Origin of the sequence: Psychroserpens sp. Hel_I_66, assembly GCF_000799465.1 — a bacterium.
GTDB lineage: Bacteria > Bacteroidota > Bacteroidia > Flavobacteriales > Flavobacteriaceae > Psychroserpens.
This window is the reverse complement of the sequence record NZ_JUGU01000001.1, coordinates 3215263-3241899: the sequence shown is the minus strand read 5'-3', so window position 1 is coordinate 3241899 and position 26637 is coordinate 3215263. Positions and strand designations below refer to the sequence as shown.

At 33.8% G+C, this 26637-nt stretch carries 21 protein-coding genes; 7 read left to right on the top strand and 14 right to left on the bottom strand.

What is annotated here, in order from left to right:
• Positions 1-2: 2 nt before the first annotated feature.
• The 7 genes from GQ40_RS14355 to uvrC all read right to left on the bottom strand — a co-directional run bounded on the left by GQ40_RS14355 (position 3) and on the right by uvrC (position 9057).
• On the bottom strand, positions 3-935 hold the full coding sequence (locus GQ40_RS14355) for a tryptophan 2,3-dioxygenase family protein (RefSeq protein WP_047549867.1): 933 nt from the start codon (positions 933-935) through the stop codon (positions 3-5).
• Positions 936-939: 4 nt separating this feature from the next.
• A complete protein-coding gene (locus tag GQ40_RS14350; protein ID WP_047549864.1) occupies positions 940-1719 on the bottom strand; it encodes a DUF3108 domain-containing protein in 780 nt (259 codons plus the stop codon).
• Between the two features lie 244 nt (positions 1720-1963).
• The gene (hppD, locus tag GQ40_RS14345; protein ID WP_047549862.1) at positions 1964-3124 is read right to left on the bottom strand and encodes a 4-hydroxyphenylpyruvate dioxygenase; all 1161 of its coding nucleotides are present in this window, start codon (positions 3122-3124) and stop codon (positions 1964-1966) included.
• Positions 3125-3186: 62 nt separating this feature from the next.
• On the bottom strand, positions 3187-3672 hold the full coding sequence (locus GQ40_RS14340) for a CCC motif membrane protein (protein WP_156115595.1): 486 nt from the start codon (positions 3670-3672) through the stop codon (positions 3187-3189).
• A 16-nt stretch (positions 3673-3688) separates the two neighbouring features.
• A complete protein-coding gene (locus GQ40_RS14335) occupies positions 3689-4849 on the bottom strand; it encodes a homogentisate 1,2-dioxygenase (RefSeq protein WP_047549860.1) in 1161 nt (386 codons plus the stop codon).
• 180 nt (positions 4850-5029) lie between these two features.
• Positions 5030-7219, bottom strand: coding sequence for a patatin-like phospholipase family protein (locus tag GQ40_RS14330; protein ID WP_052184276.1), 2190 nt, complete (start codon positions 7217-7219; stop codon positions 5030-5032).
• 44 nt (positions 7220-7263) lie between these two features.
• Positions 7264-9057 (bottom strand): excinuclease ABC subunit UvrC, encoded by a 1794-nt coding sequence (gene uvrC / locus GQ40_RS14325; RefSeq protein ID WP_047549857.1) that lies wholly within the window; start codon positions 9055-9057, stop codon positions 7264-7266.
• A 119-nt stretch (positions 9058-9176) separates the two neighbouring features.
• On the opposite strand from uvrC, the gene GQ40_RS14320 reads away from it, so the two are divergent.
• The 6 genes from GQ40_RS14320 to GQ40_RS14295 all read left to right on the top strand — a co-directional run bounded on the left by GQ40_RS14320 (position 9177) and on the right by GQ40_RS14295 (position 14071).
• The gene (locus GQ40_RS14320; RefSeq protein WP_047549854.1) at positions 9177-9611 is read left to right on the top strand and encodes an ATP-dependent zinc protease; all 435 of its coding nucleotides are present in this window, start codon (positions 9177-9179) and stop codon (positions 9609-9611) included.
• Between the two features lie 59 nt (positions 9612-9670).
• Complete coding sequence (rimK, locus tag GQ40_RS14315) at positions 9671-10540, top strand: 30S ribosomal protein S6--L-glutamate ligase (RefSeq protein ID WP_047549851.1); 870 nt, start codon at positions 9671-9673, stop codon at positions 10538-10540.
• Positions 10541-10561: 21 nt separating this feature from the next.
• Positions 10562-11557 (top strand): succinylglutamate desuccinylase/aspartoacylase family protein, encoded by a 996-nt coding sequence (locus GQ40_RS14310; protein ID WP_047549848.1) that lies wholly within the window; start codon positions 10562-10564, stop codon positions 11555-11557.
• Positions 11526-12089 (top strand): 5-formyltetrahydrofolate cyclo-ligase, encoded by a 564-nt coding sequence (locus GQ40_RS14305; RefSeq protein ID WP_047549845.1) that lies wholly within the window; start codon positions 11526-11528, stop codon positions 12087-12089. Before GQ40_RS14310 ends, GQ40_RS14305 begins: the two co-directional genes overlap by 32 nt.
• Before the next feature lie 114 nt (positions 12090-12203).
• Positions 12204-13655 carry an ATP-binding protein gene (locus GQ40_RS14300; RefSeq protein ID WP_047549843.1) on the top strand — a complete coding sequence of 484 codons (1452 nt, stop codon included), beginning with the start codon at positions 12204-12206 and terminating at the stop codon, positions 13653-13655.
• Positions 13656-13660: 5 nt separating this feature from the next.
• A complete protein-coding gene (locus GQ40_RS14295) occupies positions 13661-14071 on the top strand; it encodes a response regulator (RefSeq protein WP_047549839.1) in 411 nt (136 codons plus the stop codon).
• On the opposite strand, the gene GQ40_RS14290 is transcribed toward GQ40_RS14295, so the two are convergent.
• The 7 genes from GQ40_RS14290 to radA form a co-directional block, all read right to left on the bottom strand.
• Complete coding sequence (locus GQ40_RS14290; protein ID WP_047549836.1) at positions 14068-14685, bottom strand: lipoprotein signal peptidase; 618 nt, start codon at positions 14683-14685, stop codon at positions 14068-14070. The genes GQ40_RS14295 and GQ40_RS14290 overlap by 4 nt on opposite strands.
• Positions 14686-14810: 125 nt before the next feature.
• Positions 14811-15191, bottom strand: a complete 381-nt coding sequence (locus GQ40_RS14285; protein ID WP_047549833.1) for a TraR/DksA family transcriptional regulator — start codon at positions 15189-15191, stop codon at positions 14811-14813.
• 4 nt (positions 15192-15195) lie between these two features.
• Positions 15196-18669, bottom strand: coding sequence for an isoleucine--tRNA ligase (gene ileS / locus GQ40_RS14280; protein WP_047549830.1), 3474 nt, complete (start codon positions 18667-18669; stop codon positions 15196-15198).
• A 122-nt stretch (positions 18670-18791) separates the two neighbouring features.
• Positions 18792-19436 (bottom strand): hypothetical protein, encoded by a 645-nt coding sequence (locus tag GQ40_RS14275; protein ID WP_047549828.1) that lies wholly within the window; start codon positions 19434-19436, stop codon positions 18792-18794.
• Positions 19437-19439: 3 nt separating this feature from the next.
• Positions 19440-19907, bottom strand: a complete 468-nt coding sequence (locus tag GQ40_RS14270) for a hypothetical protein (RefSeq protein WP_047549826.1) — start codon at positions 19905-19907, stop codon at positions 19440-19442.
• An 83-nt stretch (positions 19908-19990) separates the two neighbouring features.
• On the bottom strand, positions 19991-23836 hold the full coding sequence (locus GQ40_RS14265) for a LamG-like jellyroll fold domain-containing protein (RefSeq protein WP_047549823.1): 3846 nt from the start codon (positions 23834-23836) through the stop codon (positions 19991-19993).
• Positions 23837-24173: 337 nt separating this feature from the next.
• Positions 24174-25532 (bottom strand): DNA repair protein RadA, encoded by a 1359-nt coding sequence (gene radA / locus GQ40_RS14260; protein ID WP_047549820.1) that lies wholly within the window; start codon positions 25530-25532, stop codon positions 24174-24176.
• A 343-nt stretch (positions 25533-25875) separates the two neighbouring features.
• On the opposite strand from radA, the gene GQ40_RS14255 reads away from it, so the two are divergent.
• Entirely contained in the window at positions 25876-26613 is a 738-nt protein-coding gene (locus GQ40_RS14255; protein WP_047549819.1) for a ferritin-like domain-containing protein, read from the top strand.
• Positions 26614-26637 lie beyond the last annotated feature (24 nt).

The following is a 26637-nucleotide window of genomic DNA, read 5'->3' as shown; positions in this document are numbered from 1 at the left end:
TGTTAGATATTTTCCCCCCAATTTGTTATTTCTTCTTCACTCCAAAGTTCAGGAAAAAATATGCGTTTTTGATATTTTGGATGCATATATTTTTTCCAGTCACTCCCTCCTGTTGCTTCACCATCACCTGTACCACTTTCTATGTAATGTCTAGCAGCATTATAATGTGCCATTACCCAAGTGATATTTACTGTATAATCAAAATGACGCATGGCCTTAATAAGATCTTCGTTTTTTTGATCTTTTTGTGGTAGTTCCTTAAAACGAGACCAAAGATTTTTTGTGTTATATGTTTGCATAAAACGGATGAAATCTCCTTTGTAGCGCTTTTCAAAATTAACCAAGAGCGTAGATTTTTTTCCTGTCTTATAATCTTTTCCAGCAGCTTGCCAATATAAATGCTCAAAGGCATGCTCGAAAGGCGTATTTCTATCTATGGTTTTTCTAAACCTGTAATCTATAAGGTTGATGAGCTCTGTAGATGCAAACTCAATCATTCTGTATTGCGCACTTTGAAATCCGCTAGCAGGTGTCAATGTATATCGAAATTTCATGTATTGCTCAATTTCCATACCTTCTCTCATAATATTGAAGGAGGTCGTCAACATATCAAAATATCTACTAACACGCATTATTTTATTTTCAAAAAAAGCGACATCAAGTTCTTCTTTTTGAGCGACCTGGTCAATTTCCCACAAGATCATTTTAAATATGAGCTCATTAATTTGATGGTATGCTATAAATACCATTTCATCTGGAAGAGTTGTGCGTTGTATTTGAAGATTTAGCAACGCATCGGTTTGTATGTAATCCCAATACGTAATAGGCTTGCTGTAAAGCAAGCCATATAGGTGATCATCGGTGTCTTGATCTATTTTTGTGTATTTCTCTTGTATCTGCTTAACGATATCGTCAAACTTATGTAATTCATCCATTTAATTAGTCAAATTGTATCGGGAAATAATGTTTTAATCCTTTAAATTCCACCAAATCTGCTCTTAAAGAACCTACAGCTAAATCTGCCTTGATCTTTAGTGGAATTTTATTTTCATCTGCACTTACCCAAAGTGTCAAACTTTCTTGTTCTTTAAAAACTCGTCCAGCCATAACATAAGGTCTAAACCTAAGCGTTTTGATTTTACCAAATTCTGTATCGACAGTTTCCCTGCCTAAAAATTTCAATTTAAAACCAAAGTTCTCTTCGTCAAAAAACATATCTAATTCTACAACATCTCCCTCTTTAATATTATTAGTTTCATAATTATTACGAAGATAATAAAAAGCAGACACCATGTCTTGTACGTCTTGCTCTGTTGTAAAGGTATTTGTTGTTTTATTTTTTTTGTTTTCAACAATAGCCTCCCTTTTTATTTGATCAAAATTAATCTCTATGTCCTTTGTATGGCCACCTTCGTCAATTTTTCTAATAAACTTATATGGTACACCAGTGTTTTTATCAAAATAGCTTTCATATCTATCTTTGACTTTAAAGAACCACTTAATCGCTCCCGTCGTCCAACCTTTTCCGGTAACATGATATACAGGTTTACCTTGTAAAGTTGTTTCATCAACAGATAAGGTTGCATTGCCTGCCTTAAGAAAACCACTATAGCTCATTTCGAATTTAAACCATTCACCATCTTGAAATGCACTTTTCTTTTGGGCAAAAGAAGGTTGCAGACAAAATATAATTCCAATTATAAGTAGTACGTTTTTCATCTTTTATTGTATTGCAAATGTAACCATCAGAATTACATTTTATTGTTCATATCCAACAATTACAATTACTATTCCAAAAATATAAATTTTATTGAAACCATTATAAATAAAGACGTTATAGTTGTGTTAGATTTTATATTTTTTCTTCGGAATTTAAGCTACAAATAGTTTTCATATATCGATAAAAAAAGCTCAATCCTTATGAGATTGAGCTTTAGAGTTATCATTTATTATTTATTGAAAATCACAAAGTACCTCGTTTTGCTTGCTCTCTCTCTATAGATTCAAATAATGCCTTAAAATTACCAGCACCAAAACCTTGTGCTCCCATTCTTTGTATAATTTCAAAAAAGAGTGTTGGTCTATCTTCAACTGGTTTGGTGAAAATTTGAAGTAAGTAACCTTCTTCATCTGCATCTACTAAGATGGATAGTTTTTGAAGTTCTTTAATATCTTCTTTCATCATGTCCATATGCACACCCAAACGTCTCGGGATATCATCATAGTACGCTTGTGGTGGTGGTGGCAAAAACTCTACTCCCCTTGCTTTTAACTGATCTACTGTTTTTATGATATCATCTGTAGCGACAGCAATATGCTGGACTCCAGAATCTTCGTAAAAATCTAAATACTCTTCAATTTGTGATTTTTTTGCTGCTTTGGCTGGCTCGTTTATAGGGAATTTTATACGACCATTGCCATTACTCATTACTTTACTCATGAGTGCAGAATATTCTGTATGAATTTGTTTATCGTCAAATGATAGGAAATTCACAAATCCCATCACATCTTCATACCATTTTACCCATGTGTTCATTTGTCCCCAACCTACATTACCCACCATATGGTCAATATACTTTAGACCAACGGACTCTGGATTGTAATCACTTTCCCATTCCACAAAACCTGGCATAAATTTACCTTTATAGTTTTTACGCTCAACAAACATATGAACCGTTTCACCGTATGTGTAGATTCCTGCTCTTACAACTTCACCAAACTCGTCCTTTTCTACGGTTGGCTCCATATAGGATTTTGCTCCTCTTTTTGTGGTTTCCTCGTACGATTTTCTGGCATCATCTACCCAAAGCGCAACTACTTTTACGCCATCTCCATGTTTTACAATATGATCATTAATTTTTGACTTACTGGTTAATGGTGTGGTAAGTACTAATCTAATTTTATCTTGCTTAAGTACGTAACTTACTGAATCTCGAGATCCTGTTTCTAAACCTCTATATGCAAAGGATTGAAAACCGAATGCTGTTTTATAGAAATGCGCAGATTGTTTTGCATTACCAACGTAAAATTCTACGTAATCTGTACCTAATAACGGTAAAAAATCTTGGGCTCCGTCGAAAATCTTTTCTAATCCGTAATCGACACTTTTAACTTCTTTTGCCATAATACTATATTTTGGACCTTCTTTGGAGATATAACATTTCCGAAGAAAGTATTTTTATGTTTTTAATTATTTATACTGTCTATTTCTGTCTCTATTAGCTCTTCAATATTTATGGAATCTACTTTTATGGTATCTTCTTCTATTTCGTAATAGTCATCTTCATACTCGTAAATTGAATCATTTTCCCATTCGTTACTGTAGTCGTCTGCATTTTTTTGAAGCTCGTAACCTTCCATAATTGCGGTTGAAAATAATGCTCCGTAAATTAAAAAATAAGCCAAGTAAAATAGTATCGTAATTGAACTCATTACCAAGGCTATAATATTTAAAATCCTTGATGTGGAAACATTACTTTTACTTTGAGGCTCATAAATACTTGGATTTGCTTGAAATTCCCTCAAACTTTTATTTGCTATCACTAAACCTATGATGCTCAAAATTAACGGTATAAAAGCAAATATCCCACAGCAACATCCTGCAAAGGATACGACGAGTGCTATAATACCTAAAATCATTGCAGTTGGGTCTGCTGGTAATTTGTTGTACATTAATTTAATTTTTAGTTTAGTGGTCTAACCATGATTTGAAATAATCTTCATCGGCTATTTTTAAGGCTTCTTCTGTGACTTTTAATGGCTTAAATGTATCTACCATAACTGCTAGCTCATCTGTCTTTACTTTACCAATACTTCGCTCTGTTGCTCCTGGGTGCGGACCATGAGGTATACCTGCTGGGTGTAAACTTATGTGCCCTTTATCTATATCATTTCTGCTCATAAAATCGCCATCTACATAATAAAGGACCTCATCACTATCAATGTTACTATGATTGTAAGGTGCAGGAATGCTATCTGGATGATAATCGTATAATCTTGGCACAAAACTACAGACCACGAAAGCATCTGTTTCAAATGTTTGGTGTACTGGTGGTGGCTGATGGATGCGACCTGTTATGGGTTCAAAATCATGAATCGAAAATGCGTAAGGATAGTTATAACCGTCATATCCAACCACATCAAATGGATGCGATGCGTATACCATTTCAAACATATCGTCCTGTTTTTTAATTTTCATTAAAAAATCTCCAGACTCGTTGTGTGTTTCCAATTCTTGTGGCTGTCTCAAATCACGTTCGCAAAAAGGAGAATGCTCTAAAAGTTGGCCAAACCAATTTCTATATCGTTTTGGTGTGTAAATTGGTCGACGGGATTCTACAATGAAGAGTCTATTGTCTTCAGTATCAAAATCCATTTTATAAATAATTCCTCTTGGCACTACTAGATAATCACCATATTTAAAATCTAGATTTCCTAAATGTGTTCTCAGCTTTCCTGTGCCTTTATGGATGAAAATAAGCTCGTCGGCATCTGAGTTTTTATAGAAATAATCTGTGGTTTTGTTTTTTGGTGCAGCAAGAATGATTGTGCAATCGCTATTGGTCAAAATTGCTTTTCTGCTATCTAGGTAATCATTTTCTGGTTTGACTTGAAAGCCTCTAAAACGATAGGATTGAATATGATTTTCCTTTGCAATTTTTGGTGCGACGCTGTATTGTTTTTTAATGGCTTTAACCTGTGTTGGTCGCTGCTCATGATAACTATTGGTTGACATACCATCAAAACCAATGGTACCAAACAATTGCTCTGAGTATAAGCTCCCATCTTCTTTTCGAAATTGGGTATGTCGCTTTGGTGGAATTTTTCCTAATTTATGATAAAAAGGCATATGTTTTAAGTTTAAAAATTGATTTGTTTATACGCTTACTGGTATAAATTACATGCGTTTTAAAGATACGAAAAATGCAACTTACTCAGGATTTCTTTTAATGAGAAACTGGAGGTGACTTAATAAATCTTTGAAGATGAGATTAGACATGGGATAAATATCGGAAAATTTTTGAGTATTCTAAAACCAAAATCCAATATTAAAATACCAAACGCTTTCACTTTGTTCTGGTGAGTAGCTATATTTTACTTGAATTGGTCCTAAAAAAGTTTCTAATCCGTAACCTAAAGCATATCCCCTATAATCTGGCAATGTGAACCACTCACCAGATGCAAAAATATCGTTGTCAATATTTGCCCAATTGGCTTCTAATGTGATATGGTTTTTATTGAAAATCTCAACATCTGCATTTGCATAAGCTTTTACAAAACTGTTACCACTTATAGATATAAAATCATAACCTAAAAAGGGTATGAAATTATTTATAAAGTTATTTCCGTAGCCACCTAAAGCAAAATCTAATGTGCTTGTGGAGTTGTCTCCAAATTTGAATCCGCCACTTGTCATCAAATTAAAACTGACGCTATTAGAGACTCTAAAGGCGTAGCCCATTTCTGCTTTTGCGATAGAGAACTCTTCAAAATCTTGATTAAAATGTGATGCAAATAAATAGGTATGAATATCTCCGTTGAAGAAAAGACCTTTTGATGGATAGTACTTGTCATCATATGTGTCTAGTTTCAAACTTCCGAAGAGACTAAAATAATCGGTATTATCAAACAGAAATTCATCTGTTTCTGTATCTATTGTAATTGTTTCAGATTTGATGTTCAATCGCTTATGTTCTGCTCCAATACTAAAGGCAAAATCTTTTCTAAACAATGTTTGTAAATAAAATTGATTGGTTTGATCCCTTAGCTGAACATCCAATTGATTAATACCTGTTTCATCAATTTGTGCTTCATCTAAGAGCAACTCACTACTGACTCCTTTTTCAAACTGGTTGTATCTTGATTTTAAACCGACGCTCCAATAAAATCCTTTGTCTATTAAATACTCAAAATTATACCTCACGTTATCTCCCAAGATTAAATCCAGTGATGCAATATCATTGTTGAACAAAAGTCTCTTTTTAGTTAAATTCAATAATGCTGCACTTTTATACAAATCATCGTAATGTATTCCTAACTTTAAAAATGTGGTTGATGTATTTTCTGTTAGCTCTGCTGTAAAATCATAACCCTCTTTTTCTTTTGATTTTTCAAAACAATATTTAAATGAGTCAAAATTATTTGTTGCTATCAAATTATTTACGCCTCTATTAAAGTTATCATAACTCACTTTTTCGCTTCCTTTTAGTTTCATTTTTCCTAAAATATAAGATCTATCATATCTTTTATTTCCTGTAAAACTTATGTCGTTTATTTGAATACTATCTTTATAGGTTAAGTCAAACTCTCTTTCACCTTTTTGGATCTTATATTTAGGAAGTTGATCCAAAGCCTCTAAACGCTCTAAAGCTGCGAGTTGTCCATTATTAATAATCTCTTTGCCTTCGCTAAATGAAATTACCGTAAAATCTTTGATGTCTGGCTTGATGTAAATATCTGTCTTTTTAGATTTCAATATCATATCATTAATAGTCCTGAAGTTATTGATCTGCAACAATACAGAAGGCGCAGAAACCATATCTTCTCTACTTGCAAGACCATCTTGTACATCTACACCAATGATAATATCCATCCCTTTTGCCTTAAGCTCGTCAATAGGGTAATTATTGATCACACCTCCATCTATCAATAAGTCACCATCAATCTCTACAGGTTGAAATAAAGAAGGGAAAGCTCCACTTGCAGATACACATTGAGGCAGATTACCAGAATCCAATATGACTTGATTTCCAGTCTCGACATTTGTGGCAACACAAAAAAACGGAATTGGCAACTTATCAAAATCACGAATCTCACTCACATGAAGCGTTAACTTTGATAAGAGATTAAACACGTTTTGCCCTCTAGAAATTGCAGATGGCAATTTAAGTTTAAATCCGTTAAACGGAAGCACAACAGCATATTTCTCTGTATTGTTTCGCTCATAAATTGTTTTTGCAGAGCGTGGTACATAATCATTAATAACTTCATCAAAATCCAGGCTACCAAAAATTGAGTCCAGCTGTTTACCAGAATATCCAGAAGCATACAAAGAACCAATAATTGCTCCCATACTCGTACCAGCAATGTAATCTACTTTTATACCTAAACTATCAATGACCTTGAGCACTCCAATATGCGCAAAACCCTTGGCTCCTCCTCCACTCAACACTAAACCTATCTTTTGTTTTTGTGGCTCGCCAGTTGTTTGGGCCTTCATAGAAAACACGCTTAACAGCAGCAATATGACAAGAATTTTATACCTCACTTTGTTTTGTAATACTCTATTATTTTTTGAGCTCTAGATAAACCAACAACTTTTTCTAAATCTTCTTTTTTTGCTTCGGAAATGCGCTTCACCGACTTGAACTTTTTCATCAAAGCTACAACCGTCTGTTCTCCAATTCCCGGTATCGTTTCCAGCTCTGTATTTAACGCTTGTTTACTTCGTCTATTTCTATGGTGCTCAATCCCAAAACGGTGCGCCTCATTTCTTAGATGCTGAATCACCTTTAGCGTTTCGCTTTTCTTATCTAAATATAAGGGAATTGGATCATCTGGATAAAATAATTCTTCCAAACGTTTCGCAATTCCGATGATCGCGATTTTTTTCCGAAGATTTAATGCATCCAAACTTTTTAAAGCAGACGATAATTGCCCTTTACCTCCATCGATAATTATGAGTTGTGGCAAGGGTTGCTCCTCTTCAACTAAACGTTTGTATCTTCTATAAACCACTTCTTCCATTGATGCAAAATCATCTGGGCCTTCCACCGTTTTTATATTGAAATGGCGATAGTCTTTCTTACTTGGTTTTCCATCTTTAAAAACAACACAGGCAGCCACGGGATTGGTACCTTGTATGTTGGAGTTATCAAAACACTCGATATGGCGAGGTTCTTCGGGCAGACGTAAATCGGCTTTCATTTGTGCCATAATCCGGTTTGCATGACGATCTGGATCTACGATTTTCACCTGTTTGAAGCGCTCCATACGGTAGTATTTTGCATTCCGAAGAGATAAATCCAATATCTTCTTTTTATCTCCAACTTGCGGTACCGTAACTTTTAGATCCTCTCCTAAGTCTACTTTAAATGGTACGTAAACTTCTTTGGATGCCGAGTTGAAACGTTGCCTGATCTCGATAATTGCGAGTTCTAATAGTTCTAGATCAGTTTCATCCAGTTTTTTCTTGATTTCTAAAGTATGGGATCTAATAATGCTTCCGTAGGACAATTGAAGAAAATTAACGTAGCCATAACCCTCATCACTCATGATGCTAAATACATCAACGTTACTGATTTTTGGATTTACTATCGTTGATTTGGCTTGATAATTTTCCAAAATTTCGATTTTATCTTTAATACGCTGCGCTTGTTCAAAATGCATCTCTTGAGCTAGTTCCCGCATTTGCGTTTTAAATTGAGATAGCGAGTCTTTAAAATTTCCTTTGATTATTTCGTGTATCGCCACAATATGCTCATTATATTCTTCTTCGCTCTGCAAGTCTTCACATGGTCCTTTACAGTTTCCCAAATGGTATTCTAAGCACACTTTATATTTACCTGCCTCTATTTTTTCTTCGGAAAGATTATAGTTACAGGTTCGTAAACTATACAAACCTTTTATCAAATCGAGCAAGGTTCTCACTGTTTTCATGCTCGTGTAGGGACCATAATATGTTGAGCCATCCTTGAAAACACGACGTGTTGGAAATACTCTTGGGAAACGTTCATTTTTGATGCAAATCCAAGGATAGGATTTGTCATCTTTAAGCAAAACATTGTAACGTGGCTTGTATTTTTTTATGAGGTTATTTTCCAATAATAATGCATCGGTTTCTGTCTCAACAACGATGTGCTTAATATTGGCTATTTTTCTAACTAAGACCCTTGTTTTACCATTGTCATGGGTTTTTGTGAAGTAGGAGCTTACTCTTTTTTTGATATTCTTTGCCTTTCCCACATAAATCAATTTATCATTATCATCAAAATATTGATAAACTCCAGGTTGATTGGGCAACGTTTTAATTTGAATATCTAAAGCAGGCTTTTGCATCATTTCAAAGTTAATATTTACAATTGAAAACAACTTTTTTAAACGTTAAAAAATAGCAGTAAAATTTCTTTTTAAAACCTCCTTATGATTACATTGCGATTTATTTAAAAATTTTAAAAATGCCAAAAAAAATTATAGGCAGAGTAGATAAAGTAGATTTCCCAACTCTTGAATTATTTGATATTGATATAAAGATTGATACTGGCGCATTCACGTCATCTATGCACTGCCATAAAGTTATTGAAGAAAACGATTTACTTAAATGTCTGTTTTTTGACAAAGAACACCCAAACTATAACAAGAAAATCATAGTGTTTAAAAACTATTCCACAACTAAGGTTAAAAGCAGTAATGGTATGGTTCAAAATAGATATATGGTTAAAACAAGTATTTTAGTTTTTGGCAAAAAATATAAAATTGATCTTACCTTAAGCACTAGAGATGAAATGAAATACCCAATTTTAATTGGACGAAAGTTTCTTTCAAAAAAATTTATCGTTGACATTAGCTTAAAAAACTTATCTTATCAAAATAAAATAAAATCAACAAAATAACAGTAAAATCACACTGTTCGCTAACAGATTATCTTACAAAAAATTCGCAATTTAAAACTATGAAAATCATTATATTATCTAGAAATCCCCACTTATATTCAACAAAACGTCTTGTTGAGGCAGCAAAAAAACGCAAACATGATGTTGAGGTTATTGACCCATTAATGTGCGATATAATAATTGAGAAAAAAAACCCGAAAGTCATCTTCAAAGGTAGAACATTAGAGGCAGATGCGATCATCCCAAGAATTGGAGCATCTGTAACTTTTTATGGAACAGCTGTAGTAAGACAATTTGAAATGATGAAAGTATTTTCTGCAGTAGAATCTCAAGCTTTAGTGAGATCAAGGGATAAATTGCGAAGTTTACAAGTACTCTCTAGAGCTGGCTTGGGAATGCCAAAAACTGTTTTTTCCAACTATGCTAAAGACGTTCAAAGTATGATTGACTATGTGGGTGGAGCCCCTTTAGTGATTAAGTTGTTAGAAGGCACTCAAGGATTAGGCGTTGTTTTAGCTGAAACCAATAACGCAGCAGAATCTGTCATAGAAGCTTTTAATGGGTTGCAAGCCCGAGTTATTGTTCAAGAATTCATAAAAGAATCTAAAGGTGCAGATATTAGAGTTTTTATAGTAGATGGTACAGTTGTTGGCGCCATGAAACGTCAAGGGAAAGAAGGTGAGTTTAGGTCCAATCTACATAGAGGCGGAAGTGCCAGTATAATTGATCTTACAGACGATGAAGAAAATGCTGCACTAAAAGCAGCTAAGTCACTTGGATTAGGCATTTGCGGAGTTGATTTGTTACAATCCTCTCGTGGTCCTTTAATTTTAGAAGTCAACTCTTCTCCGGGATTAGAAGGTATTGAAACTGCTACCAAAAAAGATATTGCAGGTACTATCATTCGTTTTATAGAACGAAATGTTTAGGGATCATTTTTAATAATAAGCATGGAAAATAAAGATGATTTACATATTCTAGGACAAACTATTAAACTTGGCAAAAGTGAAACCGTCACTTTTGAAGTGGCAAAACTACATACTCGAAATACGCTAGAAGTACCAATAATTATTGAGCGCTCTAAAAAACCTGGTCCAACTGTTCTAATTACCGCTGGAATTCATGGAGATGAAATTAATGGTGTTGAAATTGTTAGGCAAATTATTGCAAAAGGCATAAATAAACCTAAAATAGGGACAACAATATGTGTTCCCGTTATAAACGTTTTTGGATTCTTAAATATGGATCGTGAATTCCCTGACGGAAGAGACCTAAATCGTGTTTTTCCAGGAACCAATAACGGTTCTTTAGCAAGCAGAGTTGCCTATTTTGTAATGACAGAAATTGTACCTCATGTCGATTTTGCTATGGATTTTCACACAGGTGGTGCAGACCGGTTTAACTCTGCCCAAGTTCGTATTGAAAAAGATGATCCAAAACTAGAGGAGCTAGCACACGTATTTGGCGCTCCCTTTATATATTATTCTAAAAACTTAAATAAATCTTTTAGAAACGCTTGCAGCATAGCAGGTGTGCCCTTGCTCTTATTTGAAGGAGGAAAGTCCTTTAATATAGACTCCAATATTACCAATACAGGTGTTAATGGCGCAAAACGTATTTTGAACCATTTTGGAATGTTAAATTCTAAGTTTAAAGTATCCGAACCTAAAGAAAAACCAATTGTAATTGAAGATAGCAAATGGCTTAGAGCTAAGTTCTCTGGCATGTTTAAACCTACTGTAAAAATAAATTCTTACGTAACTAAAGATGACATTTTAGGGAACATCACAGATCCCTATGGCACTTTTAACCACTTTGTCAAAGCGCCAAATTCTGGCTATATTTTTAATGTTAACGAGTCTCCAATTATTTACCAAGGTGATGCTATTTTTCACATTTCAACAGCTTTAAAAGATGACAAAAGCACAGTTACGGAAAGCGTATAGGTTACTTCGGAAAAAACTTTCCGAAGAAGACATTGAAACCAAAAGTTTAGACATAGCCAATCAACTCTTAAAGTTACCCATTTGGGATAAATCCTTTTACCATATTTTCTTGAGCATAACGGAACAAAAGGAAATCAATACCGATTATATTTTAAGTATTCTCTCCGGGAAAGATAAACACATCGTTATTTCTAAAAGTGATTTTGAAACTTTTGAAATGACACATTATTTGTTGTCTGACAACACAAAGCTCAAAAAAAACAAATGGAATATTCCTGAACCCGTGAGCGGAATCAAAATTGACACAGAGCAAATAGAAGTCGTTTTCATTCCTCTACTCGTTTTTGATAAAAAAGGGAATAGAATTGGGTATGGTAAAGGCTTTTACGATAAATTCTTAGCGCAATGCCAACCTAACACTTTAAAGGTTGGACTCTCTTTTTTTTCTGCGGAAAATGAAATTTCTGACATATACAAAAACGACATAACCATAGATTATTGCGTTACTCCCAGCTCTATCTATCAATTCTAGATCTTACACTTTATCGATTAAATGCATCAATATTAGACAAAATGCATATATTTATTATCTTGCATAAGAATATTCCCTCTAAATGAATAGCAACGTTAATTAATATTTGATAAAATGCCAGAGTCAACTGCACAAAAGCAAGTGATTACTAAAAACAACATTTGTTATTGGGAACTCCACAACAATACCAGCTTTTGGTCAAAAGCGTTTATAACCGATCTTGGTTACAATCCATCACTTATAGAAACAAATCTAAATTTCTTTTTAAACCAAATCATCCATCAAAAGGATCGCTCTATTTTTAGGGATAATTTTTACAATCTCGTTAGACATGATGTTCCTTTTAGGCAAAACATCCTGCTTTTAAATAGCGATGGAAATTATGATGAGTATGTGTCTAAAACAACAGATGAAATGGAGATTGATCTCAAACCTGGGGCAAAAGCAGTCTATTTTTTTAAGACAAAACTTAAAACCCATGATAAAGTAAAAAACGATTACTATTATAAAGAAACAGCTACCATGACTTCTACAGGAAGTTGGTATATAGATTTTGAAAATAAATCTTGCTATTGGGATCAAATTACCAGAAAGGTCTTGGAATACCCAGAAGACTTTATTCCATCATTACGAATGGCGCCAAAATTATATGCTGAAGAATACAAAACAATTGCGTCTAATGTATTTTTAAATTGTGCGATTAATGGTACCCCATTTGATTTAGAAATTTTAATGGTAAAATCAACCAATAAAAGGTTTTGGGCTAGAGCTATAGGAAAGCCCGTATTCAATGATGAGAAAGAGATTATAGGTATTAGAGGTGTGTTTCAAGATATAGATGATGTAAAAAATAAAGAGATTAATTTAAAGAGAACTTCAGAAATAGTAGCATCTCAAAATTCAAGGCTATTTAATTTTGCTCACATCGTATCACATAATTTGAGATCTCACAGTAGCAACTTAGCATTAATTGTTCAACTTATAGAGTCTTTTGATGACCCCAAAGAAAAGCTTGATCTCTTATCTAATGTTAAAGATGTCTCTAATAGCTTAAATAAAACAATTGAACATTTAAATGAGGTCGTTACGATACAAACAAATTGTGATCAACATCAAGAAAATATTAGTATTGGGACTACTTTGAACCACGTTTGTAAATCTATAAGTCAAATTATATCTACAAATAATGTTACGATAACTTCAAATTTTGAAGCTGGTGATACAATTTCCTACATACCAGCCTATATGGATAGCATTATATTAAATATTTTAACCAATGCTATAAAATATAAGCACCCAGACCGTGAATCAAAAATACATTTGAAAACATCAAAAGATTTTAAAAATGAAGACCGATTAATTCTGGAAATTTCTGATAATGGAATTGGTATAGATTTAGAAAAGTTTGGAGATAAGCTCTTTGGAATGTACAAAACTTTTCATTACAACAAGGATGCTGTTGGTATAGGTTTATTTATTACAAAAAATCAAATTGAATCACTCAATGGAGAAATATTTGTTGAAAGCATAGTAAATGAAGGTACAACCTTTACAATAAAATTTTAGTGAGCATGGAGAAGAAAATAAAAATGGCATGTATTATAGATGATGACAGTATCTACGTGAATTTAGTTAAAAAGATTATTGAGACTAAAAAGCTTTGTAGTAATTTGTTGGTATTTAATGATGGTAAAGATGGTATTGACTATTTTGAAGCGTTACTTAAAAACTTAGATCAAGACGTCATACCCGAAATCATATTGTTGGATATAAATATGCCTGTCATGGATGGCTGGGAGTTTATTGAGCGCTTTACAAAAATTCAGAATAAATTTAAAAAAAGAATCACGTTGTATGTTGTGAGTTCCTCAATAAATTTGACAGATATTGAAAAAGCAAAATCCCTATCTGGTGTACAAAATTATTTGGTAAAACCTGTAAAAATTGATGATTTAGAAGCGGTCTTTAAAAGAACTGCTTAATGATTTTTAAAAGCTCGCTTATTAAAGAAAATCAATATCCCAATACCTGTACTTATTGCCATATCTGCAATGTTGAAAACCGGATCAAAAAAGGTAAAGTACTCTCCGCCATAAAACGGAATCCAATCTGGTAAGACACCACTCCACATTGGGAAGTGCAACATATCTACTACTCGTCCATGAAATAAGGTATCGTATCCTTGCTCTGGCATAAATGTAGCTACTTGTCCAGCACTTGAATCAAATATTATTCCGTAGAAAACAGAATCGATTATATTACCCAAAGCACCTGCAAGAATTAGTGAAATTGCAAAAATCAAGGTTCTTGAATTCTTATTTTCAATAGATTTCTTTAACCAATAGCCAATCCCAATTACAGCTAAAATTCTAAAAATCGTTAAGCTTACTTTAGCGGTTCTATCTGAGATAAAAGACACAAAATCACTTATTTTTGTTCCCCAAGCCATACCTTCATTTTCAACAAATGCAATTTGAAACCAACTAAAAATCTCTAATTTCTCGTTGAGGGCAAAATGTGTTTTTATATAGAATTTACTTATTTGATCTATAAGTAAAATGATTATGATAAGTATTGTGGCTTTTTTTAAAGACATCGTTATAAATTAGAGGGGACAAAAATAGGGCTATTAAAATAAATAAGACCTGAAAGTCAAAATTTACAATATAAAAAAACGCCTTATTTACTAAGACGTTTTGTGTTTGTTATCTTTAATATAACTTATTGTTGCATGTTTTTAGCTTCAATACTTAGTGTAGCATGAGGTACCAATTCTAAACGTTTTTTATTAATCAATTTACCCGTTACTCTGCAAACACCATAGCTTTTGTTCTCTATGCGTATTAATGCATTTTTTAAGTCACGAATAAACTTTTCCTGTCTAATAGCTAACTGTGAATTTGATTCTTTACTCATCACTGCACTACCTTCGTCAAAAGCCTTAAATGTTGGTGAAGTATCATCTGTACCATTATCACCATCATTCATATATGCACTTTTGATTAAATCTAAATCGTGCTTTGCTTTTTCAATTTTTTCTTGGATCAATATCTTGAACTCTGCAAGATCCTTATCGGAATATCTAACTGTATTTTCTGCCATAATTTTATATTTTTTGAATAAATAGTTTGGTATTTACATCATCAAAAGCAATTTCTATACCGCTATTTAAAGTTTCTACAATCTCCAACTTATTTGTTAAAGTTTCGGTCTTAATATATTCTAAATTTGTCTCTATTGCATTTTTGATAGTTTCATCTTTTTGAAACTGAACAAAAATCCTATCTGTCAATTCAAATCCAGAGTCTTTTCGCAAGTTTTGTATTCTATTTACCAACTCTCTTGCGATGCCTTCTTTCTTTAAATCTTCTGTTAATGTTACATCCAACGCAACAGTTAAAGCGCCTTGACTTGCTACGAGCCAACCTTCAATATCCTTAGATGTAATCTCTACATCAGATTGCTCTAATGTAATCATTTTACCGCTTATTTCAACGTCTAAAACTCCGTTTTGCTCGATTTTTTTAATGTGATCTGCTGTAAAACTATTTATAGCTTTTGCCACAGCTTTCATATCTTGTCCAAAACGAGGTCCCAAGACTTTAAAGTTTGGTTTGATCTGCTTTACTAAAATATCACTCGCATCTTCTAAAACCTCAACATCCTTAACGTTTACTTCAGATTTTATCAAATCTGCTACCGCCAGAATTTCTTCCTTTTGTTCTTTTGAATCAATTGGAATCATAATTTTTTGCAACGGTTGGCGCACTTTAATTTTCTCTTTAGCTCTTAACGATAATACTAATGAAGAAATTGTTTGTGCATTTTCCATTTTACGCTCTAAACTCTTATCTACATACGATTTATCAAAAACCGGAAAGTCTGCCAAATGTACACTTTCAACATGTTCTCTTTGTGTTGTTTTCGTTAAATCTAAGTAAAGTCTATCCATAAAGAAAGGAGCAATTGGTGCACCTAACTTGGCAATCGTAATCATACAAGTGTACAACGTTTGGTATGCCGAAATTTTATCACTTTCATAATCGCCTTTCCAAAAACGTCTTCTGCTTAAACGAACGTACCAGTTACTCAGGTAATCTTGCGTAAATTCTGAAATTGCTCGCGCAGCTTTCGTTGGCTCATATTCAGCATAAAAATCATCCACTTTTTGGATCAATGTGTGTAATTCAGATAAAATCCAACGGTCAATTTCTGGTCTTTCAGCAAGAGGAATATCTGCTTCAGCATAAGAAAATTTGTCCAAATTGGTGTACAACGTAAAGAATGAATAGGTGTTATATAACGTTCCGAAGAACTTACGCTTCACCTCCTCAATACCTTCAATATCAAATTTTAAATTATCCCATGGGTTCGCGTTCATGATCATGTACCAGCGCGTTGCATCCGCACCATAAGTATCTAAAGTTGTAAAAGGATCGGTTGCGTTGCCCAAACGTTTGGACATTTTTTGTCCGTTTTTATCAAGCACCAAACCGTTAGACACCACATTTTTATAGGCTACGGAATCAAAAACCATCGTACCAATGGCGTGCAGCGTATAGAACCAGCCACGTGTTTGATCTACACCTTCTGCAATAAAATCGGCAGGAAATGATTTATGATCATCAATTAATTCTTTATTCTCAAATGGGTAATGCCACTGTGCGTAAGGCATTGAGCCAGAATCAAACCAAACATCAATTAAATCACTCTCGCGTTTCATTGGTTGCCCTTTTGGAGACACCAACACGATTTCATCAACAATGTTTTTATGTAAATCTATTTTTGCATAGTTTTCTTCGGAAAAGTTGCCCACCTCAAAATCGTCAAAAATATCTTTTTCGAGCACACCTGCGGAAACCGCTTTTGCCATTTCCGACTTTAATTCCTCAACGGAACCGATGCAAATTTCTTCAGTTCCATCTTCTGTTCTCCAGATTGGTAATGGAATTCCCCAATAACGCGATCTCGATAAATTCCAATCATTTGCGTTTGCTAGCCAATTTCCGAAGCGACCGGTACCTGTAGATTCTGGTTTCCAGTTGATGGTATTATTCAATTCTACCATACGCTCTTTCACATCGGTCACTTTGATGAACCATGAATCTAACGGATAGTATAAAATGGGTTTATCGGTTCTCCAGCAATTTGGATAACTGTGTTTATATTTTTCAACCTTAAAGGCTTTGTTTTCGTTTTTTAATTTGAGTGCCAAACGCTCGTCAACGCTCAAATACTCCTTAAGATTAGAAATAACCGATTCTAAGTTTACTTTTTGTTTTTCGAGTTCTGTTTTGGTTTCGTCTTCATTTAAATATTCAGACTTTACATATTCTCCTGCAAAACCATAAAGTTCATCCTTTACCTCTTTTCTAAAACGACCTTGTAAATCTACCAATGGAACGAGATTATCGTTATCGTCTTTGACCAATAATGGCGGGATTTCTGGTGTTGCCTGTTTTGCAACCAATGCATCATCTGCTCCAAAAGTTGGCGCAGTGTGGACGATACCTGTACCATCCTCTGTCGTTACGAAATCTCCCGAGATGACTCTAAAGGCATCTTGCGGATTGTCATTTGGCAGGGCATAATCTAATAATTGTTCATAGCTGATGCCAACTAAATCTGCTCCTTTAAATTCTTTAACAACGAAATAAGGGATTTTTTTATCACCAGAGGTATAGTCTAATAAAGCAGCTTTATCTTCTACCAAATTAAATTTTCCGGAGAATTGATAATTGACCAATTTTTTAGCCAATATCACATTCATAGGTTGAAATGTGTACTGATTATAGGTTTCAACTAAAACGTAATCTATTTTAGGCCCGACGGTTAGTGCTGTGTTACTTGGAAGCGTCCAAGGTGTTGTTGTCCATGCCAAGAAATAAATATCACCTTCATTTTGCAAAAAGTCTGGTAATGAATTGGCATTGGCCTTAAACTGTGCAACAACGGTTGTATCGGTTACGTCTTGATATGTTCCTGGTTGATTAAGCTCGTGCGAGCTCAAACCTGTACCAGCTTTTGGCGAATACGGTTGTATGGTGTAGCCTTTGTAAATAAGCTTTTTAGTATAGATTTCTTTGAGAAGCCACCAAACGGTTTCCATGTATTTTGGGTCGTAGGTGATGTATGGGTCGTCCATATTTACCCAATAGCCCATTTTTTGTGTGAGGTCGTTCCATACGTCTGTATAGCGCATTACTGCTTTACGACAAGCTGCGTTATAATCTTCTACAGAGATGGTTTTACCTATGTCTTCTTTGGTGATTCCCAGTTCTTTTTCAACTCCTAATTCAATAGGTAATCCGTGAGTGTCCCAACCTGCTTTTCGCTTTACTTGATAACCTTTCATGGTTTTGTATCGCGGAAAAATATCTTTTATAGCACGCGCTAAAACGTGGTGTACTCCAGGCAATCCATTTGCTGAAGGTGGACCTTCAAAAAACACATAAGGCTCATTGCCTTCTCTTGTGGAAATACTTTTTTCAAAAATGTTGTGTTCTTCCCAATAGCTGAGAATGTCTTCTGCAACTTTTGGCAAGTCAAGTCCTTTATATTCAGGAAATTTAGCGCTCATGATCTATATATTCTAATCGTGTCGCGAAATTAAGGAATTTTAGTAAAAATGTGGTGGTGGTTTGGGTAAAAAAGGAGGGCTGGGATTTTAGTTGATTTTTCCTAACAAATTTGAGTTTTTATTTAATCTAAAGCTGCGCAATAGTCGTTGTAGTAATAGACCATTTCTATAATGTCTCCTCTTTTGTATTTTCTATCTTGTAAACGATCTACTATTTGAGGACAGTTTTTGAAAAATTTTGTTGCCACTTTTTTAAATTTAAAAACAGTTGTAAAATTAATAGCTTCTTCGTTTTCTTTTTTTGCATATATATCGAAAGATACTTCTTGATCATAACTATTTGGAACTCCTAAAAGATTATTTGATAATATATCTGGACTTCCTAAACCTCCTACATTAAAATATACAGTAAAAGGTAAAAGTGTGGAACTCGCTTCTGCAAAGATTGAAATTTCTCCCAGCTCTATAACCTCTAATAATCTAAGTGTCTTCCTACGATCTACTTTAATATATAAAAAATCAATGTCAACAAGTTCTCTGTGCAAGGTAATTCCCTTTAACATTAATTCTGTCCAAGTATCTGGCTCTCCATCTTCTGTTGTCTTGAATTTAATACGAGAAGTAACGGTTATTTTACCAAAACCTCTAATTGAAGTTCCATCATGAAAATGAATGGTCGCCTCTTCGTACTTATCAAATGGAATTGAATTTCCCGCAAATACAACACTGGAAATCATTAACATTAAAAGCAGATAAAATAACTTCATAATCTACTCTTGCCTATAATAGGAATTTTTAAAACGCCTTGCTTTTTCTAAAAGCAATTTGATGTCTTCATCGTTTGCATGTGCAGATGACACAACTTTTTTATCACCGTTCGTGTATATTTTTTTTTCCTTTTGATTAGGAGTTGAAGATTTTACAAACACCAAATTGTGATTATGAAAATAATAGTGCTCTGTAACGGTTACCTCTGCAGTTTCAATATTTTTTATTCTGAAAAGCTCTTTGGTATCCTTATCAAAAAGTACAGCATACTTGAAACGACCAATATCTTCAAAACCTTTTTCATCGGTTAGAGCACCTTCGGTAATCTCTTCTTTTAGATTTTTATTATTTTCAATTTTAGAAATATAAGTTTCTGTTGTGTTGATAACCGAAGTATCTGATTTAACTTTCTTACTTCCGCAGGAAACAAAAATCAATGTCACTATAAGCGTTGCTATTATTTTTCTCATGTTACGAAGTTAGTAAAACGGAAGTCAAAAAAGAAAGCCTATCCTCAAAAAAGAATAGGCGTTTTATAATTTTAAATAATAATTTAATTTGCTAAAATCTTTTTGGTGATTATGCCCGTTTCAGTATTAAAATAAGCAATATAAGTTCCAGAGGTTAATTTTGAAAGCTGTAGGCCATTGTTTAAGTCCTGGTAATCTACATCTTTAAACTCTTGAACTGTTTGACCTAACATGTTTATAATTTGAACTTGTTTTACGTTTTTTTCAAGTCCTTTTACATACAGTTTGCTGTTATCTGCATTAAAATAAATGAGGTTGTATTGGTATTCATTTTCTTCTGTGGATAAAGCTTCACTTGCCTGAAAAACAATTTCAAACCTGTTGTTGAATGTTCCAATTTCCGAAGAAAACTGATACGGTTCATTAGTTGTTAAATCAAACGTTTCTCCCGCAAAATTATCTTTTAAATAGATGGCTTGCCCATTATCAAAATTCTCAAGATCTGTGATTTTGATATTGTAATTGTTTGCGTTGGAAATTGTAATTGACAACGGAACAATCTTACTCTCTACAACAGCACCATACGCCTGAATCAACATTAGCTTATCGTCTAAAATAAGAGTCATATCGTTGCTGCTTGGTTCAAAAATTTCTGCTTCATAACCGTAATCAAAACCATCTGTTGTAAAATCACTAAACGCCAGTAACACTTCACGTCTTGCTGCTGGACCGTCGACAGAATTAAACTCTAAACGGATTTTCTGCATCACATTTTCTTCGGAAATTGAACCGTCTTGAGCATTTTGGCTAGACCTTAAAAATACCGAGCCATTATCCGAGGTTCCATCTGCGTCTGCTTCTTTTATAAAGATTCGTTGGCTGTTTTGGAAGATGACGTTTCCACTTGAGCTGATTTCTGTAGTGAAACCTTGACCAATAGGTAAATATCTAGTTGGCAGTTTTGTGCCTTCTAATCCGCCAGTAGTTCCACCATTAAAGCCAACAAATTGGGATGCTCTGACTGAGCCACTTAAATTATATGTTGCGTAACCGCCATTGTAGTCATTTAAGAAATGTGAATTTCCGCTCCATTGTTGCCATAATTGAATTGCACCTCCATTTCCAAGCACAGCGCTATTATCTGAAATAAATTCATTTAAATCAATTGCTGAAGGATAAGGATTACCCAATAAATAATCTGTTTTAGAAACCGAAGGCACAGAGCCTGAGCCACCAGTATCTATTACGTTTACTAAAATGGTACCGTTATTTGGTTTGCCTTCAAAAATATATTGTTGTTCTGTACCTGCATTTCCTGTTCCTTTTTGCGTGTACCCAACTCCTGGCTGGAGAGGTGTCGTTTCAATAATTGGTGCGTAATCATCGTAAACCACTCCGTTTTTATACACATATGTCCAACGCGTACTTACTTTATCTATTTGATTGTATGAAGTAGTGAATTGAACATTATTTCCATCGCCTTTTTTGAGCATATTAAGCTGAAAACTTGTATTGTTTGGGTTGCTCGTGTTTGAATTATTATTTATTAGCGTAGTTGAACCCAAAGCTCCTATTGGAGAAGCCCAATAGTTATACCAGTATGCGTTAGAACTTCCTTCTTGACGTCTTAAAATTTTACCTTGAGAGGATGTTGCCAAATCACTGTTTTCAGTTTGAATTAATTGAGAGTCATCTTGTAAATCTAAAGTTCCATTAAGTTCTATATACCAGGTATTCTCAACTTTATGATCTCCATTGATTGTTAATTTTTGATTGGTATCAATAAATAACCCTAAGTTGGTATGGGAATTTGTAGAGGTCACTTCATTCTTGATTTGAACGATACTCCAATCTTTATTATTAGACGCATTTTCAATATCCCAAACACTACCGTTAAGCCAAGTGTTTTGAGCACTCCAGTCTCCATTTGCAGACGTTTGAAAAGGCATTGGCGCTGTTTGTTCTTGTACGGAGTTGATATTTGTTATTTTAATCGTTCTTCCGTATTGTGAAAAATCATTTAGATCGTTTCCTTTTATATCGGTCATAGTATAATATGCCAAAAGACTAGACCATAAAATGTTGCTTGAATTAGACAATTCTATGATGTCCTTAGCGATTATTGTACCTCTAACATTTCCGGAGTTATTAAAAATTTCCTGAAAAACTTGTTGCTGAATTTGAGTATCGGTTAATGATGCATTAAACACTCTTACCTCATCTAATTCACCATTAAAATATTCTTTGTTTGGATTTTTACTTGAACGTCTCCCAATTTCAAAAGCGCCATTATTATTTGAAGTAAATTCAATATTTACGCCAATTGTTGGAGCAATATTAAAGCCGACAGATTCACCATCGATATACAATTCGCTTTGCCCTGTAATTGAAGAGTATGTCCCAGTTACATGATGCCATTCACCTTTATTTAAAGCAGGACCGGTAATTGAAAGTGTTGGGTTACCCACTGTTCTCGTTGAGAAACCTATAGTATTGCCATTTTCAACATATAATCTACAACCTAAATCTTCTCCTGCGATTGTCATAGTCCCAGAAGCTGAATTATCAATTTTAATCCAAGCCATTATGGTAACTTGGTCTAAGCCATCAATAAAACTGTTTCTTGTTAAATAATCGTTTATACCGTCAAACTCCAACTCTGCTGCAGTAACAGGATTAATATCGAACAAATCGCGATAATCGACATCACCGCCAGTTAATAAATCACCATCGCCATCTGGTAAGGATGAAGGATTATTAATATATTCATTTACATCAAAAACAGCATCGTTTGTGCCATTGGTCTCAAAGTTATTGTCTAAACCATCATTATCATCATCTTGTCCAGACAATGTATTTGCCATTCCGTTTTCTAGAATATCGGGAGTTCCATCATTATCAGAATCTGAATCCAAATAATCTGGAATGCCATCACCATCTGTATCTACAGGAGTTAAACCTCCAGTATAACTTGTATCAACTCCTGCACTAGAAAAACTTCCTGAAGGCTGAACGTAACCTAGTGTTAATTGCGCTTCTACATTATCTGGAATACCATCATTATCACTGTCTATATCTTTATAGTTTGGGATGCCATCATTATCTGCATCACTATAAGAGATTTGGGGATCTGTAAAATTATTTACACAAGAAAACTCTAAGCTAAAATACCTAACAATGTTGTTAACATTTGCATTAGCTATAATACCCATTTGGAAAGTTAGGCTTGAGGTATTAAAATATCTAGCTTTTACGTTTATGGTAGAAAATGCGTTTGAAGTTCCTTGGTAGTTAACATTACCAGAAGTAGCAATTAAAAAATCATTCTCTTGAGTAATAGTTACATCTGTTGGATTATCAATGACATAACTATAAGGTATTGAAATTTTTATACGCTCAAATTTGTCATTATCTCCATCAATATCATTTAAGTTTAAAAAGAATTCTGGTATTACTACCGGTGTAGTTGTTTCAGTTATAACAAATTCTAATGTATATTCAACATAGCCTTCTTGACCTGGTGTTAAGCTTGTAGATCTTACGCCTGGTTTTAGATACTCTGTTTGTGAAGAATTGTCGTCCAATAAGTCACATGTAGCATTTACTCTAGAATTTATTTTTAATAGTCCGTCTATTCCGGGTGCTACGTTAGCAAATCTAAAGACCTCGCCATCTAACAAAGTGGATATATTATTATCACCTATAATTTCAGTAGGCAAATTACTAAAATCAAAATCCTCTTCGCTACCACACTCATTATTTGTTACCGTAGAATTTCCTTTTTCAACGCTATCCAGAATTCCATCATTATCACTATCTTGATCTACGGTGTTTAAAACACCATCACCATCTGTATCTTGCGCAAAGGATATTTGCTGAACAGAAAAAAAAGATATTAATAAGAATAAATAAGGAAGTCTTGACTTCATAAAAGATAGATTAATTAAAATTTTGATAGATAGATTTTGAGGGACATCTATAATATAACAGTAAATAGAAATTACTACTTACGCTATGTATAGTGCAATATTACGTATTGTTTGTAATTTTAACCACTAAGGGATGAGTAAATTAGATGAAATGAATTGTAAATCAGTTGTATTGACGTTTCAATAAAATAAAAAAAGGATAAAAACAACCTGAACGTTATGAAATTTAAATGGATAATAGTTTTTAGATAAAGAAAACTTCACCTAAAATTTTTTTCTAATGTAGAATATGGTACTTGAATTTTACAGGAAGATTTTAATATTAATTTCATGGTTTTTAGCAAATCAAATCTATAATATCCTCAATTTTAGAAATAAGCTGAATTTTTATAACCGTATTCTTTAAAGAAATTTTATTGTATTTAGATACAAATATGGTTGAGAAACCTAATTTTTCTGCTTCTAAAATGCGTTGCTCAACTCGCTGAACCGGACGAACCTCTCCAGATAATCCAATTTCCGCAGCAAAACAAAAATCTTTTTGCAGAGCAATATCTTCATTTGATGATAAAATTGAAGCAACAACAGCCAAATCAATTGCTGGATCGTCTACTGTGATTCCACCGGTTATATTTAAAAACACATCTTTTGCACCGAGCCTAAAACCTGCTCTTTTTTCTAATACTGCCAACAGCATGTTTAAGCGTTTTGCATTAAAACCTGTTGCACTTCGTTGAGGAGTACCATAAACCGCTGTACTCACTAAAGCTTGTACTTCAATCATTAAAGGTCTCATGCCTTCTAGAGTTGCTGCAATGGCATTTCCAGAAAGTTCATCGTCCTTTTGGGAGATTAAAATTTCCGAAGGATTTGAAACCTCCCTCAAACCAGAGCCTTGCATTTCATAAATACCAAGTTCGTTTGTGGAGCCAAATCGGTTTTTATTGGATCTTAAAATTCTGAAAACGTGGTTACGATCACCTTCAAACTGCAACACGGTGTCCACCATGTGCTCTAAAATTTTTGGGCCAGCAATGTGACCGTCTTTTGTAATATGACCAATTAAAATAACTGGTGTAGAAGTCTCTTTTGCAAATTTGATAAGCTCTGTGGTGCATTCTTTTATCTGTGAAATACTGCCAGCAGAGGACTCAATGTAATCACTGTGCAACGTTTGAATAGAATCTATGACTACGATATCTGGTTCGAGATCGGTAATTTGCTTAAAAATGTTTTGTGTTTTTGTTTCGGTGAGGATGTAGCAGTTATTGGTATTGGGGTTAATACGTTCTGCTCGCATTTTTATTTGTTTCATGCTTTCCTCTCCAGAAACATACAAGGTCTTAAACGGTAATTTTAATGAAATTTGAAGTAGCAATGTACTTTTCCCAATACCAGGCTCTCCACCTAAAAGTGTTAGAGATCCTGGCACTAAACCTCCTCCAAGTACTCTATTGAATTCTTCGTCAACCGTATTTAATCTTGCCTCTTGCGATGTGTCAATTTCATTTATCTTAAGAGGTTTGGATATTCTTTTTGAAGATGTTGCAGCTGCTTTCCAATCGCTCTTTTCTGGTTTTTGTATGACCTCCTCTGTGATTGTGTTCCACTCTTTACAAGCGGTACATTGACCTTGCCATTTAGAATATTGGCTGCCACAGTTTTGACAGAAAAAGGTTGTTTTAAGTTTAGCCATGATTTTTTTCTACGGAAATGAGCTTTCTTGGTTAAAATTTTCAGCTAAATTAAGATATTTTTTGTAGACATATTTTTTTGATTTTCAAAAAACAGACAACCAATTTAAAACCGTTTGCTTAAGTGTTCTTAAACAAGAAAATTGAAAAAGTTGTTTTTCTACAATAGTTTTTAATACTTGATAATTGTATCAAATTATTAACATTATAGTTGCAGATATAATAATCATATTGCTTTTTTTCAAAAAAATTAAAACCCTATCTGCTTTTTTTTCGTAAATATAGTATAAGGCTGGACTATTTTTATATAAAAGTCTGGATTTTAATAACTTAAAAACTAATAATATGGAAAACAAGAAAGTTTTAAAAGTGAATCATCCTAAACGGAACACTTCTAAAGATAGACGTCAATTTTTAAAATTGAGTGGAATGGCTGTTTTAGGTTCTGGTTTATTAATGGCATGTAGCAATGATGACGATGGTTTTACATCTCAACCACAACCAGATGTCTTTGACCTTGGTTCTGGTGACCTAGGTGTTTTAAATTATGCTTATGCATTAGAACAATTAGAGGCAGATTTTTACACAAAGGTTGTAAATGGATCGTATTGGTCAAGTGCCTCTGCAATAGAAAAACAAGTTTTAGAAGATTTATATAATCACGAAGTTAATCATAGAGATTTTTTTAGTGCTGCAATTTCTGCTGCTGTAGGTTCAAATACATCAGCAAAATTACCAACATTGGAATTTGATTATGGAGGATTGGATTTTGGAAATAGAAATGCTGTTTTAGGAACAGCAAAAATTTTAGAAGACACAGGAGTAGCAGCATATAATGGCGCTGGAAAGTTAATAACTGATCCTGGCTATTTAGTATTAGCTGGAAAAATAGTGTCTGTTGAAGCTCGACATGCTTCTGCAATTAGAACTTTAATCAATCCTAATTCGGCAGATTTTGCAGGCGATGATGTAGTAGATCCAATAACAGGTTTAGATAGGGCTTTAGATCCATCTGAAATTCTTGCTGCAGTTGGAGATACTGGTTTTATCACAACGCCATTCACTGCAATGAATTTACCTTAATCAAATACTAATTTTAAAAAAAAC

Excerpts from the sequence above, each read along its gene's own strand:
- GQ40_RS14355 (WP_047549867.1), bottom strand. The coding sequence starts at position 935 with ATGGATGAATTACATAAGTTTGACGATATCGTTAAGCAGATACAAGAG.
- GQ40_RS14350 (WP_047549864.1), bottom strand. The coding sequence starts at position 1,719 with ATGAAAAACGTACTACTTATAATTGGAATTATATTTTGTCTGCAACCT.
- hppD (WP_047549862.1), bottom strand. The coding sequence starts at position 3,124 with ATGGCAAAAGAAGTTAAAAGTGTCGATTACGGATTAGAAAAGATTTTC.
- GQ40_RS14340 (WP_156115595.1), bottom strand. The coding sequence starts at position 3,672 with ATGTACAACAAATTACCAGCAGACCCAACTGCAATGATTTTAGGTATT.
- GQ40_RS14335 (WP_047549860.1), bottom strand. The coding sequence starts at position 4,849 with ATGCCTTTTTATCATAAATTAGGAAAAATTCCACCAAAGCGACATACC.
- GQ40_RS14330 (WP_052184276.1), bottom strand. The coding sequence starts at position 7,219 with ATGAAGGCCCAAACAACTGGCGAGCCACAAAAACAAAAGATAGGTTTA.
- uvrC (WP_047549857.1), bottom strand. The coding sequence starts at position 9,057 with ATGCAAAAGCCTGCTTTAGATATTCAAATTAAAACGTTGCCCAATCAA.
- GQ40_RS14320 (WP_047549854.1), top strand. The coding sequence starts at position 9,177 with ATGCCAAAAAAAATTATAGGCAGAGTAGATAAAGTAGATTTCCCAACT.
- rimK (WP_047549851.1), top strand. The coding sequence starts at position 9,671 with ATGAAAATCATTATATTATCTAGAAATCCCCACTTATATTCAACAAAA.
- GQ40_RS14310 (WP_047549848.1), top strand. The coding sequence starts at position 10,562 with ATGGAAAATAAAGATGATTTACATATTCTAGGACAAACTATTAAACTT.
- GQ40_RS14305 (WP_047549845.1), top strand. The coding sequence starts at position 11,526 with ATGACAAAAGCACAGTTACGGAAAGCGTATAGGTTACTTCGGAAAAAA.
- GQ40_RS14300 (WP_047549843.1), top strand. The coding sequence starts at position 12,204 with ATGCCAGAGTCAACTGCACAAAAGCAAGTGATTACTAAAAACAACATT.
- GQ40_RS14295 (WP_047549839.1), top strand. The coding sequence starts at position 13,661 with ATGGAGAAGAAAATAAAAATGGCATGTATTATAGATGATGACAGTATC.
- GQ40_RS14290 (WP_047549836.1), bottom strand. The coding sequence starts at position 14,685 with ATGTCTTTAAAAAAAGCCACAATACTTATCATAATCATTTTACTTATA.
- GQ40_RS14285 (WP_047549833.1), bottom strand. The coding sequence starts at position 15,191 with ATGGCAGAAAATACAGTTAGATATTCCGATAAGGATCTTGCAGAGTTC.
- ileS (WP_047549830.1), bottom strand. The coding sequence starts at position 18,669 with ATGAGCGCTAAATTTCCTGAATATAAAGGACTTGACTTGCCAAAAGTT.
- GQ40_RS14275 (WP_047549828.1), bottom strand. The coding sequence starts at position 19,436 with ATGAAGTTATTTTATCTGCTTTTAATGTTAATGATTTCCAGTGTTGTA.
- GQ40_RS14270 (WP_047549826.1), bottom strand. The coding sequence starts at position 19,907 with ATGAGAAAAATAATAGCAACGCTTATAGTGACATTGATTTTTGTTTCC.
- GQ40_RS14265 (WP_047549823.1), bottom strand. The coding sequence starts at position 23,836 with ATGAAGTCAAGACTTCCTTATTTATTCTTATTAATATCTTTTTTTTCT.
- radA (WP_047549820.1), bottom strand. The coding sequence starts at position 25,532 with ATGGCTAAACTTAAAACAACCTTTTTCTGTCAAAACTGTGGCAGCCAA.
- GQ40_RS14255 (WP_047549819.1), top strand. The coding sequence starts at position 25,876 with ATGGAAAACAAGAAAGTTTTAAAAGTGAATCATCCTAAACGGAACACT.